Source organism: Acidaminococcus sp. HCP3S3_H5, from assembly GCF_052122235.1.
Lineage (GTDB): Bacteria > Bacillota > Negativicutes > Acidaminococcales > Acidaminococcaceae > Acidaminococcus.
In genome coordinates, this window is the sequence record NZ_JBQKCS010000006.1 from 86,793 (window position 1) to 101,772 (window position 14,980).

Here is a 14,980-nt window from a genome sequence, read left to right on the forward strand (position 1 = left end):
ATCAAAACCTGCCTGTGGGCAGGTTTTTTTGTGCCTAAAAAAGGCGGCTGTAAAAAATGAAAAATTATTTTTTACAGCCGCCTTCGGTCTCCAGTCACGGCTCGTGGCCCGCGACTGGGGCTGCTCAGGCAGCCCCTTATTTCTCTGGTACCAGATCCCCGATACCGTTGAGGATGTAATGGGGCTGATAGGAAAACTGCTTGATGTTTTCCCGGTTGGAGACCCCGGTGAGCACCAGCACCGTTTCCATGCCCGATTCCACCCCGCCGATCACATCCGTATCCATCCGGTCCCCGATCATCACCGCGTCTTCCGAATGGACTCCCAGCCGTTTCAGGCCGGTGCGCATCATCAGGGGGTTGGGTTTGCCGATGAAATAGGCCTTTTTCCCGGTGGCCAGTTCGATGGGGGCGATGAGAGCCCGGCAGGCCGGGATGATCCCCCGGTCGCTGGGGCCGGTCATGTCGCTGTTGGTACCGATGAGCTTGGCCCCCTTGTGGATCAGCTCCGTGGCCTTGATGATCATTTCATAATTGTACCCGTTGGTTTCGCCCACTACTACATATTCCGGGTTCACGTCGTTGTAGGTGATGCCTGCGTCATACAGGGCGTTCATCAGCCCATGGGCCCCGATGATGTAGGCGGAGCAGCCGGGGGCCTGGGTCTTCAGGAAATGGGCCGTGGCCAGGGCGCTGGTGTAAAAGTGGCTTTCTTCGATGTCCAGTCCCATGGCTTGGAGCTTTTTCCGCAGTTCCAGGGGAGACCGTTCACTGGAGTTGGTCAGGAACAGGAACTGTTTCTTTTCCTTCTGGAGCCAGGCCACGAATTCCTTAACACCAGGCAGCAGGGTGCTGCCATGGTAGATCACACCGTCCATATCACTGATAAAGCCTTTTTTCGAGCGGATAATATTCAAATCACGCATAAAGAACCTCCTTGTTGCCAGAAAATAATTCTTATTGTTACATTATGACCTTATTTTCAGAAAAACACAATAAGATTCTGCAAAGATCTTGTTAAAAATTGGTAAAATTTGCGCCATTTTCTCCGAAAAAGACATACTTGCCCTCCGGGAAACCCTCTGCCCGTGCAAGCACGGGGCCTTTCCCCCTTTCAGGGGGACACAGGCCTTCGGCCAACCACCCAACCACTTAATCACTTACCCACTTACCCTGCTACTCCGCACTTTCCCCTCTTCCCCCCATATGGTACAATAAGATATTGCCAAGGAGTGAAATCATGAATGCAAAAAGACCTTTATTGACGGCAGTGGAAAACTACCGTCTTCAACATGTATATCCTCTCCATACCCCAGGTCACAAAGGGGGACGGGGAGCGGATCCGGCACTCCGCCATCTGGTGGGGGACGTGGCTCTTGCCAGCGACGTGTCCCTGATGGCGGAACTGGACGACATCCATCACCCGGAAGGGTGCATCCGGGAAACGGAAGAACTGGCGGCCCGGCTTTACGGGGCGGACCGGTGCTTTCTGGGCGTAAACGGCACCACTGGGGTGATCCACGGGATGCTGCTGGGAGCCCTGAAACCGGGGGATAAGATTTTGATCCCCCGGAACAGCCACCGGAGCGTTTTGGGAGCCCTGGTGCTGGGAGGTTTCCATCCAGTGTATGTACAGCTGGCCTATGATCCCCAGTGGCGGCTTACTCTCCAGGTGACGCCGGAACAGGTGGCAGAGGCCCTGGAAAAGGACCCCTCCATCCAGGCGGTGTTCCTGACCACCCCCAACTATTTCGGCCTGGCGGCGGAAACCCGGAAAATCGCAGACATTGCCCACGCCCACGGCGCCTTGCTGCTGGTGGACGAGGCCCACGGACCCCATCTGGGGTTCACGGACCAGCTGCCTCCCGGTGCCATGGAATCCGGTGCCGATGCAGCAGCCCAGAGCACTCACAAAATCGTGGGGGCCATGACCCAGTGCAGCCTGCTCCAGGTGCGTTATGACCGGATCTCTCCGGAAGCCATGGAAGGAGCCATGAGCCTGGTGACCACCACCAGCCCCAACTATCTTCTGATGGGAGCCCTGGATGCAGCCCAGGCCCAGCTGGCAGAGCAGGGGAAAGCCATGGGAGAAGCGTCGGTACGGGCAGCCGGTGTACTCCGCCGGATGCTCCACCAGGTGCCCGGCCTTCCTGTCCTGGAACAGGAACTGGTGGGCCAGGGAGGCGTGGCCGCCCTGGATCCGGGGAAGATCACTCTCCAGGTCAGCGCTTTGGGGGTCACCGGTCCGGAAGCGGCGGATGCCCTCCGGCAGGCGGGCATCGCAGTGGAACTGGTGGACGAAGACCATGTACTGCTGCTGGTGACCTACGCTGATGAGGGACCGGAACTGGAAAAAATGGGCCGGACCCTCTGTCAGGTGCTGGAAGCCATCCGGAAGCCGGAACGGGACCTGAAGCCTGTGCCTCCGGTGGCGGCGCTGCCGGAAATGGTGAAGCTCCCCCGGGAGGCGTTCTTTGCCGGCCACAGACCGGTGGATTTTGAAAAGGCGGCAGGGCTGATCTCCGGAGAGACCATCAGCTTCTATCCTCCGGGAATCCCTCTGGTGATGCCCGGAGAGCGGATCACCGGAGAACTGATCCGGTACTGCCGGGAAATGCAGGAAAGAAAACTGCTGGTGAGCGGTCCCCGGGACAGCTCTCTCCAGCAGATCGAGGTACTGATATGAAGAAACAAGGATTGTTCATTACCCTGGAAGGGCCGGACGGAGGCGGCAAGACCACCCAGGCCCAGCAGCTGGCCCGCTGGTTCCGGCTTTACGGACGGGAGGTGCTGATCACCCGGGAACCGGGAGGGACCCCCACGGCGGAAAATATCCGGGAACTGGTGCTGGATCCGGCTCTGGACCTTTCCGCGGAAACGGAAACCCTGCTCCAGCTGGCCGCCCGGGCGGACCATGTGGCCCAGGCCATCCGGCCGGCTCTGGCGGCAGGGCAGGTGGTGCTCTGCGATCGGTTCAGCGATTCCACCCTGGTCTACCAGGGTATCCTCCGGAACATGGATCTGGCTCAGTTGCGGAAGCTGAACGATTTTGCCACCCGGGGCCTCCGGCCGGATGTGACCCTGCTTTTGGACGGGGATCCCCGGGAACTGGTAAAACGCCGGGAAGACCGGGGCACCGTGGATAAATTCGAACTCCAGGGACTGGAATTCCAGGACCGGATCCGGGCGGGCTATCTCCAACTGGCCCAGGAGGAGCCGGATCGGATCCTGGTGGTGGATGCTCTCCGGGAACCGGAAGTGGTGACGGAGGAAATCATCCGGAAACTGGAAAAATGGGTATAACCGGGCAGGAAGGGGAAAGCCATGTGGGAATCCATCATCGGACATGAAACCAACAAAACCTTCCTGGAGAATATGCTCAAAGGGACCCGGAAGACGCCTTCTCTGCTGTTCTGTGGGCCGGAAGGCATCGGGAAGAAAAAAATGGCCCGGGCCTTCGCCAAAAGTTTCCTGTGCCTGGAAGATCCCCTGGTCCCCTGTACCTGCCGGAGCTGCCGGGCCATGGACAGTGACAGCCATCCGGATTTCATCCAGGTGGAGCCCGGGGGCAAAAGCCGGACCATCGGGGTGGAGGCCATCCATCAGCTGGCGGCCAGTGCTGCCTTCGGGCCCGTATTGTCCCGGTACAAGGTGTGTCTCATCGATGAGGCCCATACCCTCCGGGAAGAGGCCCAGAACAGCCTGCTGAAGCTGCTGGAGGAGCCCCCGGACTACTGGCTGTTCCTTTTGGTGGCAGACGGCCGGGAAAAACTGCTGCCCACCATCCGGTCCCGGGTGATGGAGCTCCGGTTCGATCCTCTTTCCATGGCGGAAACGGAACAGGTGCTGGCGTCCATCCATCTGGGAGAAGGGGACCGTCCGGAAGATATGGCTGAAGAGGACCTGGCCCAGGTGGAAGCCAAATGGCGCCGGGAACTGCCGGTGCTGGCCCGGCTGGCAGGAGGTTCTGCCGGCAAGGCCCTGACCTGGTTCCGGCTGGATGCCTTGAAGCTGCGGGAAAACATCCTGGACCTGCTGGAACAGGCGGGCCGGGAGGATATCCTGGTCTACGCGGACAGCCTGCCTTGGATGCTGAAAAACGACCGGCAGGAGAGCCTGGTGCTCATGGAGCTGCTGCTCCTCCTGTTACGGGACGGTCTGATCCTGGAAAGCGGGCTGCCCCAGGTTTTGTACAATGAAGATCTGCGCCAGAGGCTGGGCCTGTGTTTTGCAGGCTGGTCGGAGAAGATGCTCCGTCAGGCCCTGGAACTGGAAGAAAAGTGCCGCCGGGCCCTGGCGTCCTTTGTGACCCGCCGGATGGCAGTGGAGGCTCTGGCACTGGAACTCCATGGAATGCTGGAATAAAGGAGAAAAAATGGTAACCATCGTTGGAATCCGGTTCAAACGGGCCGGGAAGATCTATTATTTTTCCCCGGGGAACTACGACCTGGCAAAGGGAGACCATGCCATTGTGGAAACCTCCCGGGGCATTGAATACGGGGAAGTGGTGATTCCCCGGCAGGAAGTGGAGGACAGCAAGATCGTCTCTCCTCTGAAAACGGTGATTCGGAAGGCTACGGAAGCCGACGCCCGGAAAGTGGCGGAAAACCACCGGAAAGAAAAAGAAGCCTTTGTGATCTGTGAGAAAAAAATCGCTGCCCGGAAGCTGGAAATGCGTCTGGTCAACGTGGAATACACTTTTGATGTGGGCAAGATCATCTTCTATTTCACCGCCGACGGCCGGATCGATTTCCGGGAACTGGTGAAGGATCTGGCGGCAGTGTTCCGCACCCGGATTGAGCTGCGGCAGATCGGGGTCCGGGACGAAGCCAAGATGCTGGGAGGCATCGGCTGCTGCGGCCGTCCTTTGTGCTGCTCCACCTTCCTGGGGGATTTTGAGCCGGTGTCCATCAAAATGGCCAAAGAACAGAACCTGTCCCTGAATCCCACCAAGATCTCCGGGATCTGCGGCCGGCTCCTGTGCTGCCTGAAATATGAAAGCGACATGTACTGCGGCAACTGCTGCAAGAAACGGGAAAAGAAAAAGGAACCCCGGCCCATGGTGCCCCGTCCCGGGATGAAAGTGGTGACCCCCAGCGGGGAAGGGATGGTCATGACCATCAGCCGCCGGGAACAGACCGTGACGGTGGAACTGTCCCCGGGGAACCGGGTGGTGGTCTCCTGGGATGAGATCGTGGAATCCTCCCGGGCGGAGAAGTAATGGAAAATACGGAACGGCTGGACTGCCTGCCGGACGGGACCACCCGGATCTGGCAGGACAGCCGGGAATTCTGCTTTACCACGGATGCGGTGTTCCTGGCCGCTTTTCCCCACTTGGTCCGGAAGGCCAAGGCCCTGGAACTGGGCTGCGGCACCGGAGCGGTGAGCCTGCTTCTGGCCAACCGGGGAGCGGAAAAGGTGCTGGGGGTGGATGTGAATCCCCATGTGGTGGATCTGTTCCAGCGGAGCATCCGGGAAAACCATCTGGAACATCGGGTGGAGGGCCGGGTGTGCGATTTGCGGGAATACCGGACCCAGCTGCCCTGCGATGCCCTGGACCTGGTGGCGGCCAATCCGCCCTACCGGATCGGGGGACGGCGGCGTCAGGTGGGTCAGGCCGCCTGTCATGAAACAGGCACCACCCTGGAGGATTTTTTTGCGGCCGCCGCCTGGTCTCTGAAGACCCGGGGCCGGTTCGCTCTGGTCCAGCTGCCGGAACGGTTCACCGATGCGGTGAAGCTGGGGATCCGGTACCAGCTGGAACTGAAACGGCTCCAGTGGGTCCATGCCTATGTGGACCGGCCGGCCTGGATCTTCCTGGCGGAATTCGTCAAAGGGGGAAAGCCCGGACTGGAAGTGCTGCCCCCGTTGTGCATGTACGATCCGGACGGCTCCTACAGCCGGGAAACACTGGCCTATTATGCATTGAAAGGGGACGAAACCCATGGAAAATAATAAAGGGAACCTGTACCTATGCGCCACTCCCATCGGGAACCTGGAAGACATGACTCCCCGGGCGGTGCGGGTGCTCCAGGAGGCGGATCTGATCGCCGCGGAAGATACCCGGCATACCCGGCAGCTGCTGACCCATTTCGGAATCCACGGCCAGCTGATCAGCTACCATGAACACAACAAGGAAAAACAGGGGCCGGTGCTGCTGGAAGCCCTGGAGGCAGGGAAAAACATCGCCCTGGTCACTGACGCCGGATTTCCGGGGATATCGGACCCGGGAGAGATGATTGCCCAGCAGGCCATTGCTGCCGGGATCCCGGTGGTTCCGGTGCCGGGAGCCAATGCCTGTCTCACGGCCCTGGTGGCTTCCGGTCTCCCCAGCACTCCCTTCTTTTTTGGGGCCTTCCTGCCCAAAAGCCGGAAAAACCGGAAGGAAAAGCTGGAGGAATGGAAGCATATCCCGGCTACCCTGGTACTGTATGAAGCCCCTCACCGGATCCTGGACGTGCTCCAGGATATGGAGGAAGTGTGGGGAGACCGGAAAATGACCCTGGGACGGGAACTTACCAAGCTCCACGAAGAGTTCTTCCGGGGGACCATTTCCACCTGCCGCCAGCATCTGCTGGAAAATCCTCCCCGGGGAGAATTCGTCCTGGTGGTGGAACAGGGAAAAATGGAAAAACAAGAGCCCCAGGGGGACCCGCTGGAGGCAGTGAAAGACCTGATGGCCCGGGGTACGGACAAAAAAGAAGCCCTGGCCCAGGTGGCCAAGGCTTACAAAGTGCCCAAACGGGAGCTTTACAACCGTCTGGTCAAAGAAGAATAGGGAGAATTCCCTTTGGATTCCATCAGTTCCTGACAGATGACCCGGATTTCCGGAGCGAAGAGGCTGTCTTTGGGCCAGATGAAATCAAAAGGGTGGACCATGGAAAAATCTTTCAGAGGCAGCAGCCGGACCCGACCGGCGGCTGCCTCTTTTTCTACGGCAATCCGGTACAGGAAAGTGATGCCGCAGTCCTCTTCCAGCAGCTGGATCAGGGCGTGCATGTTTCCCACCTGGGCCCGGTGGGCGAACTGGTCCAGGGTAATGCCCTGGAGGGCCAGGTTCCGTTCCAGGATGTTCCGGGTCCCGGAACCAGGTTCCCGGACCAGCAGCCGTTCCGGCAGAAGATCCCGGCACAGCTGGGGCTCCCGGGCAAACTGGTGCCGGGCGGCGCATACCGGGACGAACGGTTCCAGCCGGAACAGCAGGTGGTCATAGGATTCCGGAGGATAGTACCCTTCCACCAGGGCAAAATCCAACGTCCCCCGGTCCAGCTGCTGGAGCAGTTCCCGGGTATTCCCGAAAATCAGGGTCAGTTCCACCTCCGGATGGGCCTTCAGATACTGGGCTGCCGGCCGGGCAATGCCGTATTCCCCGATGGTAAGGGTCACCCCGAAGGTGAGACGGCGGACACCCTGCTGACAGGCTTCCATCTTCCGGACCAGCAGGGCCTCATCGGTCTGGAGCAGTCGGGCGTAGGCGGCCAGGGTCTTTCCGGCAGGGGTCAGTTCCAGGTTCCGGCCCCGGTGGGCAAAAAGAGGCAGCCCGTATTTCTTTTCCAGGGTGTGGATGTGCTGGGAAACCGCCGGCTGGGTCAGGAACAGTTTCCGGGCCGCCTGGGTGAAGTTCATGGTTTCACAGACCGTCAAAAAAGTGCGCAGCTGGGTATCCATCAGTTCCTCCATAAGGGTATTTTATGGGTTCATTATAAACCATAATTTCCGCTTTTTAAATAGAGCATCTATAATACAACAAGATGCTTTGAAGTGAAGGAGGAAGTTACTGATGGAAAAAAGAGGAAAAGGAATCCTGGCCTGTCTGGCCATTGCCCTGCCGTCCTGGCTGCTGGGGCAGCATTTCCCGGTGGTGGGAGGACCGGTGATTGCCATTCTCCTGGGGATGGTCATTACCCTGTTCTGGAAGGAGAAAGGGGCGGCGGCTCCGGGTATCCAGTGGACCAGCAAAATCATCCTCCAGTCGGCAGTGGTGTTCCTGGGATTCGGGCTGGATCTCCATGTGGTGGCGGCTACGGGGAAACAGTCCCTGCCCATTATCCTGGCTACCATTACCACCTCCCTGGTGCTGGCCTATGGACTCCACCGGCTTATGGACATCCCCACGAAAATCTCCACTCTGGTGGGGGTGGGGTCTTCCATCTGCGGGGGATCCGCCATTGCCGCCGCGGCTCCGGCCATCCATGCGGATGATGAAGAAGTGGCCCAGGCCATTTCCGTCATCTTCTTCTTCAACGTACTGGCGGCCATCCTGTTCCCCCTCCTGGGGTCGGCACTGGGATTCAGCACCACCAGCGGGGAAGGGTTCGGGATCTTTGCAGGCACGGCGGTGAATGACACTTCCTCTGTAACTGCGGCCGCAGCCACCTGGGACAGCATGTGGAACCTGGGGACCGCTACCCTGGACAAGGCTGTGACGGTGAAGCTTACCCGGACCCTGGCCATTATCCCCATTACTCTGGGCCTGTCCCTGTATTACGGGAAGAAAGAAGCGGCGGCCGGGAAAAAGTTCCGTTTGGCCCAGGCTGTTCCCGTGTTTGTGCTGTATTTTATCCTGGCGTCCCTGGTCACCACCCTGGCCCTCCAAATGGGCATTTCAGCCACCCTGTTTGCCCCCATGAAGACCCTGAGCAAGTTTCTCATCGTTATGGCCATGGCTGCCATAGGGCTGAACAGTAACCTTGTGAAACTGATCCGCACTGGCGGCAAACCCATTCTTCTGGGAGGATGCTGCTGGATTGGCATCACTGTGGTGAGCCTGGCTCTGCAACAAGTGCTGGGATTGTGGTGAGAGGACGCAGGGAATCCCGTATTGTCAGAGGCCAAACGCTGCCGCGTCTGGCCTCCATTTCTATACTTTTTTGCTCTTTTCAACCCCTTGAACTCGCTGGTGCAGTTCCTGCTGGAGTCGTTCCATGTCTTCGGCGGTTTTTACAAAGGAATAGCCGATGGAATCCGCCTGAGCGGCGTGAGTGGGCAGGGTTACCATAATTCGGGTGCCTGTCTTCTTTTCCATGATATAATAAATTTTAAAGCACCATTTGCAAGGGAGGAATGGAAACAGTATGAATGACGATTCACGTTTTGCCAAACAGCTCCGGTTCATCCTGGAGCTGGACAAGGAAAAGATCATTCTCCGGCAGACCCATCTGACCGGATACCGGCGGCAGGAAAACGATGCGGAACATGCCTGGCATATGGGGGTGATGGCCTGTTTATTGAAGGAATACGCCAACGAACCTTTTGACCTGGCCCGGACCCTTTTGATGATCCTTCTCCACGATGTGGTGGAAATCGATGCCGGGGACACCTATGCCTACGACCCGGATGCGGTGAAGACCCAGCGGGAACGGGAGGAAAAGGCGGCGGACCGGATTTTCGGACTGCTGCCGGAAGACCAGGCCCGGGAATTCCGGGACCTGTTTGAGGAATTCGACCGGGGAGACACCCCGGAAGCCCGGTATGCCCATGCCCTGGACAATTTCCAGCCCATCCTTCTCAATGACGCCAACAACGGAAAAGACTGGCGGCTCCACCAGGTGGGCCGGCAGCAGGTGGAAAAACGGAATGCCCGGACCCACGAAGGCAGCGAAAAAATCGCCCAGGCCGTCCAGGCCATCATTGACAGGAATGTGGAGAAGGGGAACCTGAAGCCGTAACAGCAGGGAAGAGTGAAGAGGGGGCTGGCGGCAATCAAACGGTACCTTGGGTACCGTGGGGACGCTGATCCGATGCCCCACAAAACAGTGAGGAGGAGATCGTGTGGACAAACGATGGATCTGTATTTTCTGCCTTTGCCTGATGACCCTTACGGGCACCGCCTGTGCCCGGACTCCAGAACCGGCGGGACCGGAGAAGGGGAAAAATCCCCCGGTCCAGGAACCTTACCGTCCCCGGAAGGTGGAAGGGCCAGTGGGGCTGGTGTGGGACTGGCAGGCTCCGGGAGAAAAGCCTTCCACCCTGGCCAGGGAGAAGAAGCTTCCCGGGATCACCGTCCTTTCTCCCAGCTGGTTCGTGATCCGGGATACGGATGGGAATATGGAAGAAAAGAACGCCTCCCTGGACTATGCGCCCCAGGCCCATGCCAAGGGATACCGGGTGTGGGCCCTTATTACCAACGGGTTCGACCCGGACCTGACCCACGGGCTTTTGGACAATCCGGCCGGCCGGAAAAATGCAGCAGAAGGGCTCCTGGCCCTGGCCCGAAAGTACCAGCTGGACGGCATCAACCTGGATTTCGAGAACATCCGGGCAGAAGACAGCGACCGGCTCACCGCCTTTGTGGGAGAAATCGCAGGGCCCCTCCGCCAGGAAGGGTACACGGTATCCATAGACGTGACCGTGCCTTCTGACAACGGGAACTGGTCCCGGTGCTATGACCGGAAGGCCCTCAGCGAACAGGTGGACTATGTAATGCTCATGGCCTACGATGAACACCACCGGCTGTCCAAAGTAGCCGGCTCTGTAGCCAGCCTGCCCTGGGTGGAACGGGGAATCCGGAAGACCCTGGAAGAAGTGCCGGCGGAAAAACTGGTGCTGGGGATGCCTCTCTACATGCGGGACTGGAAAGAAGAAAACGGAATGGTCAGCGCCAAAACCCTTTCTATGCCCGGAGCCCGGAAGCTGATCGCTGAAAAGGGCCTGGTGCCTGCCTGGCGCAGCGAGGAAGCCCAGTATTATTTTGAATACCGGGAACAGGGGGTGCTCCATCGGGTATGGCAGGAAGATGCCCGGAGCCTGGCCCTGAAGAACGCCCTGATCAGCCGGTACAACCTGGCCGGCAGCGCCTACTGGAGGAAAGGTCTGGAAGAGCCGGAAGTGTGGGAAATTCTGGCGGATGCGAATTTCTTGTTGAATAAAAATAAATAAAGATGTATAATTTATCCATCAAATAACGAAATAGCCAGTATATGGGCCAAATGAGGAGGAATATTTATGAAGAAAATGAAGATGCTTGCTGGAATCCTGGCCGGGCTGATGCTGTGCGTGGCCGCAGCAGGATGCGGCGGGGGCTCCGGCACCGCCGACAAAAAAGCCACTGACAAAAAGGAACTGGTGGTGGGGACCAACCCTTCCTTTGCTCCTTTTGAATTTACCGACAAGAAGGACGGCAAGGTCCAGGGCTTCGACATCGACCTGATCAATGCTCTGGCCAAAAAAGCCGGTTATGAAAAGGTGACCATCAAGAGCATCGCCTTTGACGGACTGATCCCGTCCCTGGAATCCGGGAACATCGACGTTTCCATCACTGGCATGAGCATCACCGATGCCCGGAAACAGAAAGTGAACTTCACCGATCCCTACTATGAATCCGGTCTGATGGCCGTGGTGAAAAAGGATAACGATGCCATCAAGGGTCTGGATGATCTGAAGGGCAAGACCATTGCCGTCCAGCTGGGCACCACCGGGGCCAAATATGCGGAAACCATTGAAGGAGCCAAGGTCAAGACCTTCGATTCCTCCGACCTGGCCTGCCTGGAACTGAAAAACGGCGGCGCCGATGCGGTGATCAGCGATCTGCCGGTGCTCCAGTACTTCCTGAAACAGGGGGGCAGCCAGTACGCCAAGAGCGTGGGGACCCCCAAGAAAGGCGACTTCTACGGCATCGCCACTGCCAAGAAAAACAAAGAACTCTGCGACAAGCTGAACAAAGCCCTGGCTGAACTGAAGAAAGACGGAGAATACCAGAAGATTTACGACAAGTGGTTCAAGGCGGAATAAGAGATTGTCAATGGTCAGTGGTCAATTGTCAATGGCCGGGGGAAGCCAGCTCTGCTGGCATTGAAAAACAAATTCAAAATCAATTGGTACAATTGATTTCCAAAAGCCAGAGACTAGTGACTAGAGGCTGGTGACGGGGCTGCTGCGTATGCGGCAGCCCCTTTTTCTCGAAAACCGGTTGTATAAACATACGCAACGCTGTATAATGATTACATTATGAAGATGGAGGGAAGATTATGAAAAAAATCTCTGCTGTAATGTGCGTACTGGCTGCTCTGATGCTGGCCGTGGCCGGCTGCGGAAGCGATACCAAACAGGCTGCCAATGACCAGAAAGTGATCAAAGTAGGGACCGAACCCACCTTTGCTCCTTTCGAATTCCAGGAAAAAGATTCCAAGGAATTCGCCGGATTCGATATGGACCTGGCCCGGGCCATCGGCAAACAGCTGGGCAAAAAAGTGGAAATCCAGAACATGGGCTTCGATGCCCTGATCCCGGCCCTGAACTCCGGCAACATCGATGCGGTGGCCGCAGGCATGAGCATCACCGACGAACGGAAAAAGGCCGTGACCTTCTCTGATCCCTACTACACTTCCGGTCTGGTAGTGGTAGTGACCAAGGACAACAACGATGTGAAGAGCATCAAAGACCTGGAAGGGAAGAAGATCGCCGTACAGATCGGCACCACTGGTGCTGACAAGGCCGCCAAGGTTCCCGGCGCCAAAGTGACTTCCTTCAACACCAATGCGGAAGTCTTCCTGGAACTGGAAAACAAAGGGGTTGACGCGGTGATCATCGACAAGCCTGTGGCCCAGTACTACCTGACCAAGGAAGGCAAGGACAAGGACAAGATCGTAGGGGATACCATGGATGCGGAATCCTACGGCTTTGCCTTCAAGAAGGACAGCAAACTGGCTGCCGACTTCAACAAGGCTTTGGCTGAACTGAAGAAAAACGGTGAATATGACAAGATCTACACCAAATGGTTCGGCAAAGATGCCAAAGCCGCTCAATAAGCGGTTTCTGGAAAAGGAAGAGAATGCATGAATTTTGAAATCATGAAGGAATCCCTGCCCCTGCTGCTTGCCGGGGCAGGCATTACTGTAGAAATCACAGCGGCCAGTGTGGGCCTGGGGCTCTTCATCGGCGTAGTGGTGTCCCTGATCCGTCTCTGCGGCATCAGGGCCCTGCGCATTTTAGGCGATATCTATGTGACCTTTCTCCGGGGCACCCCCCTGCTGGTCCAGATCTTTCTGGTGTACTTTGCCCTGCCGGCCCTAATCCATCACCGGGTGGATGCCTATGTGGCTGCCATTTCCGCCTGCTCCATCAACTCCGGGGCCTATGTGGCGGAAATCTTCCGGGGCGGCATCGAATCCATCGACAAGGGACAGATGGAAGCCGGCCGGAGCCTGGGCATGACCTGGTGGCAGACCATGCGCCACATTATCCTGCCCCAGGCCTTCAAGCGGATCATCCCGCCTCTGGGCAACGAATTCATCGCCATGCTGAAGGACTCCTCCCTGGTGTCCGTCATCGGGTTCGAAGAACTGACCCGCCGGGGCCAGCTGATCATTGCCCGGACCTATGCCTCTTTTGAAATCTGGCTCAGCGTGGCCATCATTTATCTCATTATGACATTTGCGGTGGCCCGTTTGGTAAGCGTCCTGGAAAGGCGGTACAAGAAAGATGAACAGTGAAATGATTAAAGTGGAGGGCCTCCGGAAAAGCTATGGGGACAACGAGGTGCTCAAGGGCATCGATGTGACCATTGCCGAACAGGAAGTGGTGGTGGTCATCGGCCCCAGCGGCGGCGGGAAAAGTACCTTCCTCCGGTGCCTGAACTACCTGGAAGTGCCTACGGCCGGCTCCATTACCTTTGCCGGAATCCCCCTCAACGGGGAAGCCAACATCAACGAAGTGCGGAAAGAAGTGGGGATGGTGTTCCAGCGGTTCAACCTGTTCCCTCATATGACGGTGATGGACAACCTGATCCTGGCTCCCATGATCGTCCGCCACGAAAAGAAGGAAGAAGCGGTGGAAAAGGCCAAGCTGTACCTGGACAAGGTGGGCCTGCTGAACAAGGCCGATGCCTATCCAGGCAGCCTGTCCGGGGGCCAGCAGCAGCGGGTGGCCATTGCCCGGGCCCTGTGCATGAAGCCCAAGGCCATGCTCTTTGACGAGCCCACTTCCGCCCTGGACCCGGAAATGATCAACGAAGTACTGGATGTTATGAAGAACCTGGCCCAGGAAGGGATGACCATGGTGGTGGTGACCCACGAAATGGGCTTTGCCCGGGAAGTGGGAGACCGGATCCTGTTCCTGGACGGCGGGAAGATCCTGGAACAGGGAGATCCTACCGAATTCTTCGCCCATCCCAAAAACGAACGGGCCCGGAATTTCCTGTCCAAAATCCTGTAAGAGAGGGGCTGCTGCCTGTGCGGCAGCCTCTTTTTATCAAAAAAATTTACATTTTTTTATTTTCCTTTGCAGGGATTTTCGAAGAGTTGTAGAATATGTATAATAACAACGATGGGAAATGTCCCATTGGTGAGGAGGTAGTTATTATGGCAGTAAAAGTTCGTGGTAAAAACATCGAGGTCACCCAAGCATTAAAAGATTACGTGGAAAAACGCGTGCAGACCATTACCAAACAGTTCAAGACGGTAGGTGAGATCACCGCGGTAATGCGGGTGGAAAAAGGCAAACATATCGTTGAAATCACGGTTCCTGCCAGCGGCATCGTACTGCGGGCCCAGGAAACTTCTGAAAATATGTATGCATCTATTGACCAGTGCGTGGAAAAAATCGAACGGCAGATCCATAAATACAAGACCCGCCTGATGAAACGGAAATACAGCAACTTCAAGGATGCGGCACCGGCTCCGCTGCCAGAAGACAGTGAAGATGTACCGGAAGAAACCGGGGAATTCAAGGTAGCCCGTACCAAGAATTACGCCATGCGGCCCATGGGTGTCCAGGAAGCCATTATGCAGATGAACATGCTGAACCACGATTTCTTCATTTTCTTCAATGCGGAAACGGAAAAAATCGCCATTGTATACCGGAGAAGAAGCGGGGATTACGGCCTGATTAATCCGGAAATGGCCTGAACCTTTTCCGAAAACCGGGTTATCCCGTAAATTCAAGAAATTTTTACAAAGAGCCGGGGCGTTTGCCCCGACTCTTTTTGACTTTCATATACGCATTTGCTACAATTAAAAAATGGATTCATAGTGGTAATTTGCGCC

The 14,980-nt window shown here is 57.1% G+C and carries 17 protein-coding genes; 14 read left to right on the top strand and 3 right to left on the bottom strand.

Features of this window, described 5'->3' with window-relative positions; all coding sequences use genetic code 11:
- Positions 1-136: 136 nt before the first annotated feature.
- Positions 137-925: an HAD-IIA family hydrolase gene (locus ACTQY5_RS08405; protein ID WP_022488351.1), complete on the bottom strand. Its 789-nt coding sequence runs from the start codon at positions 923-925 to the stop codon at positions 137-139.
- A 314-nt stretch (positions 926-1,239) separates the two neighbouring features.
- Here ACTQY5_RS08405 and ACTQY5_RS08410 point away from each other — a divergent pair, with 314 nt between their 5' ends.
- Genes ACTQY5_RS08410 through rsmI form a run of 6 tightly spaced genes read left to right on the top strand, consistent with a single transcriptional unit; the run spans position 1,240 to position 6,777 of the window.
- Positions 1,240-2,685: an aminotransferase class I/II-fold pyridoxal phosphate-dependent enzyme gene (locus ACTQY5_RS08410; protein WP_441369069.1), complete on the top strand. Its 1,446-nt coding sequence runs from the start codon at positions 1,240-1,242 to the stop codon at positions 2,683-2,685.
- Complete coding sequence (gene tmk / locus ACTQY5_RS08415) at positions 2,682-3,302, top strand: dTMP kinase (RefSeq protein ID WP_022488353.1); 621 nt, start codon at positions 2,682-2,684, stop codon at positions 3,300-3,302. The genes ACTQY5_RS08410 and tmk overlap by 4 nt, the downstream gene beginning before the upstream one ends.
- Before the next feature lie 21 nt (positions 3,303-3,323).
- Positions 3,324-4,364 (top strand): DNA polymerase III subunit, encoded by a 1,041-nt coding sequence (locus ACTQY5_RS08420; protein ID WP_022488354.1) that lies wholly within the window; start codon positions 3,324-3,326, stop codon positions 4,362-4,364.
- Between the two features lie 10 nt (positions 4,365-4,374).
- Positions 4,375-5,220 carry a PSP1 domain-containing protein gene (locus ACTQY5_RS08425; protein WP_022488355.1) on the top strand — a complete coding sequence of 282 codons (846 nt, stop codon included), beginning with the start codon at positions 4,375-4,377 and terminating at the stop codon, positions 5,218-5,220.
- Entirely contained in the window at positions 5,220-5,954 is a 735-nt protein-coding gene (locus ACTQY5_RS08430) for a tRNA1(Val) (adenine(37)-N6)-methyltransferase (protein WP_154487939.1), read from the top strand. The genes ACTQY5_RS08425 and ACTQY5_RS08430 overlap by 1 nt, the downstream gene beginning before the upstream one ends.
- Positions 5,944-6,777, top strand: a complete 834-nt coding sequence (rsmI, locus tag ACTQY5_RS08435; RefSeq protein ID WP_022488357.1) for a 16S rRNA (cytidine(1402)-2'-O)-methyltransferase — start codon at positions 5,944-5,946, stop codon at positions 6,775-6,777. The genes ACTQY5_RS08430 and rsmI overlap by 11 nt, the downstream gene beginning before the upstream one ends.
- Here the strand turns inward: rsmI and ACTQY5_RS08440 are convergent.
- On the bottom strand, positions 6,750-7,670 hold the full coding sequence (locus tag ACTQY5_RS08440; protein ID WP_154487956.1) for a LysR family transcriptional regulator: 921 nt from the start codon (positions 7,668-7,670) through the stop codon (positions 6,750-6,752). The genes rsmI and ACTQY5_RS08440 overlap by 28 nt on opposite strands.
- Before the next feature lie 109 nt (positions 7,671-7,779).
- Between ACTQY5_RS08440 and ACTQY5_RS08445 the strand changes: the two genes are divergently transcribed.
- Positions 7,780-8,799 (top strand): YeiH family protein, encoded by a 1,020-nt coding sequence (locus ACTQY5_RS08445; RefSeq protein WP_022488359.1) that lies wholly within the window; start codon positions 7,780-7,782, stop codon positions 8,797-8,799.
- 60 nt (positions 8,800-8,859) lie between these two features.
- Here the strand turns inward: ACTQY5_RS08445 and ACTQY5_RS08450 are convergent, their stop codons facing one another.
- Complete coding sequence (locus ACTQY5_RS08450) at positions 8,860-9,024, bottom strand: hypothetical protein (protein WP_154487938.1); 165 nt, start codon at positions 9,022-9,024, stop codon at positions 8,860-8,862.
- Positions 9,025-9,073: 49 nt separating this feature from the next.
- Here ACTQY5_RS08450 and ACTQY5_RS08455 point away from each other — a divergent pair, with 49 nt between their 5' ends.
- The 7 genes from ACTQY5_RS08455 (at position 9,074) to hpf (ending at position 14,842) form a co-directional block, all read left to right on the top strand.
- Entirely contained in the window at positions 9,074-9,667 is a 594-nt protein-coding gene (locus tag ACTQY5_RS08455; protein WP_154487937.1) for an HD domain-containing protein, read from the top strand.
- A gap of 103 nt (positions 9,668-9,770) precedes the next feature.
- Positions 9,771-10,877, top strand: coding sequence for a glycosyl hydrolase family 18 protein (locus ACTQY5_RS08460; RefSeq protein WP_441369070.1), 1,107 nt, complete (start codon positions 9,771-9,773; stop codon positions 10,875-10,877).
- 66 nt (positions 10,878-10,943) lie between these two features.
- Positions 10,944-11,729, top strand: a complete 786-nt coding sequence (locus ACTQY5_RS08465) for a basic amino acid ABC transporter substrate-binding protein (protein WP_154487936.1) — start codon at positions 10,944-10,946, stop codon at positions 11,727-11,729.
- 236 nt (positions 11,730-11,965) lie between these two features.
- Entirely contained in the window at positions 11,966-12,745 is a 780-nt protein-coding gene (locus ACTQY5_RS08470) for a basic amino acid ABC transporter substrate-binding protein (RefSeq protein WP_154487935.1), read from the top strand.
- Between the two features lie 27 nt (positions 12,746-12,772).
- Entirely contained in the window at positions 12,773-13,429 is a 657-nt protein-coding gene (locus tag ACTQY5_RS08475) for an amino acid ABC transporter permease (protein ID WP_441369071.1), read from the top strand.
- A gap of 1 nt (position 13,430) precedes the next feature.
- Positions 13,431-14,150 (top strand): amino acid ABC transporter ATP-binding protein, encoded by a 720-nt coding sequence (locus ACTQY5_RS08480; RefSeq protein ID WP_441369099.1) that lies wholly within the window; start codon positions 13,431-13,433, stop codon positions 14,148-14,150.
- A 146-nt stretch (positions 14,151-14,296) separates the two neighbouring features.
- On the top strand, positions 14,297-14,842 hold the full coding sequence (hpf, locus tag ACTQY5_RS08485) for a ribosome hibernation-promoting factor, HPF/YfiA family (RefSeq protein ID WP_022488367.1): 546 nt from the start codon (positions 14,297-14,299) through the stop codon (positions 14,840-14,842).
- The last annotated feature ends 138 nt before the right edge of the window (positions 14,843-14,980 follow it).

Excerpts from the sequence above, each read along its gene's own strand:
- ACTQY5_RS08405 (WP_022488351.1), bottom strand. The coding sequence starts at position 925 with ATGCGTGATTTGAATATTATCCGCTCGAAAAAAGGCTTTATCAGTGAT.
- ACTQY5_RS08410 (WP_441369069.1), top strand. The coding sequence starts at position 1,240 with ATGAATGCAAAAAGACCTTTATTGACGGCAGTGGAAAACTACCGTCTT.
- tmk (WP_022488353.1), top strand. The coding sequence starts at position 2,682 with ATGAAGAAACAAGGATTGTTCATTACCCTGGAAGGGCCGGACGGAGGC.
- ACTQY5_RS08420 (WP_022488354.1), top strand. The coding sequence starts at position 3,324 with ATGTGGGAATCCATCATCGGACATGAAACCAACAAAACCTTCCTGGAG.
- ACTQY5_RS08425 (WP_022488355.1), top strand. The coding sequence starts at position 4,375 with ATGGTAACCATCGTTGGAATCCGGTTCAAACGGGCCGGGAAGATCTAT.
- ACTQY5_RS08430 (WP_154487939.1), top strand. The coding sequence starts at position 5,220 with ATGGAAAATACGGAACGGCTGGACTGCCTGCCGGACGGGACCACCCGG.
- rsmI (WP_022488357.1), top strand. The coding sequence starts at position 5,944 with ATGGAAAATAATAAAGGGAACCTGTACCTATGCGCCACTCCCATCGGG.
- ACTQY5_RS08445 (WP_022488359.1), top strand. The coding sequence starts at position 7,780 with ATGGAAAAAAGAGGAAAAGGAATCCTGGCCTGTCTGGCCATTGCCCTG.
- ACTQY5_RS08450 (WP_154487938.1), bottom strand. The coding sequence starts at position 9,024 with ATGGAAAAGAAGACAGGCACCCGAATTATGGTAACCCTGCCCACTCAC.
- ACTQY5_RS08455 (WP_154487937.1), top strand. The coding sequence starts at position 9,074 with ATGAATGACGATTCACGTTTTGCCAAACAGCTCCGGTTCATCCTGGAG.
- ACTQY5_RS08465 (WP_154487936.1), top strand. The coding sequence starts at position 10,944 with ATGAAGAAAATGAAGATGCTTGCTGGAATCCTGGCCGGGCTGATGCTG.
- ACTQY5_RS08470 (WP_154487935.1), top strand. The coding sequence starts at position 11,966 with ATGAAAAAAATCTCTGCTGTAATGTGCGTACTGGCTGCTCTGATGCTG.
- ACTQY5_RS08475 (WP_441369071.1), top strand. The coding sequence starts at position 12,773 with ATGAATTTTGAAATCATGAAGGAATCCCTGCCCCTGCTGCTTGCCGGG.
- ACTQY5_RS08480 (WP_441369099.1), top strand. The coding sequence starts at position 13,431 with ATGATTAAAGTGGAGGGCCTCCGGAAAAGCTATGGGGACAACGAGGTG.
- hpf (WP_022488367.1), top strand. The coding sequence starts at position 14,297 with ATGGCAGTAAAAGTTCGTGGTAAAAACATCGAGGTCACCCAAGCATTA.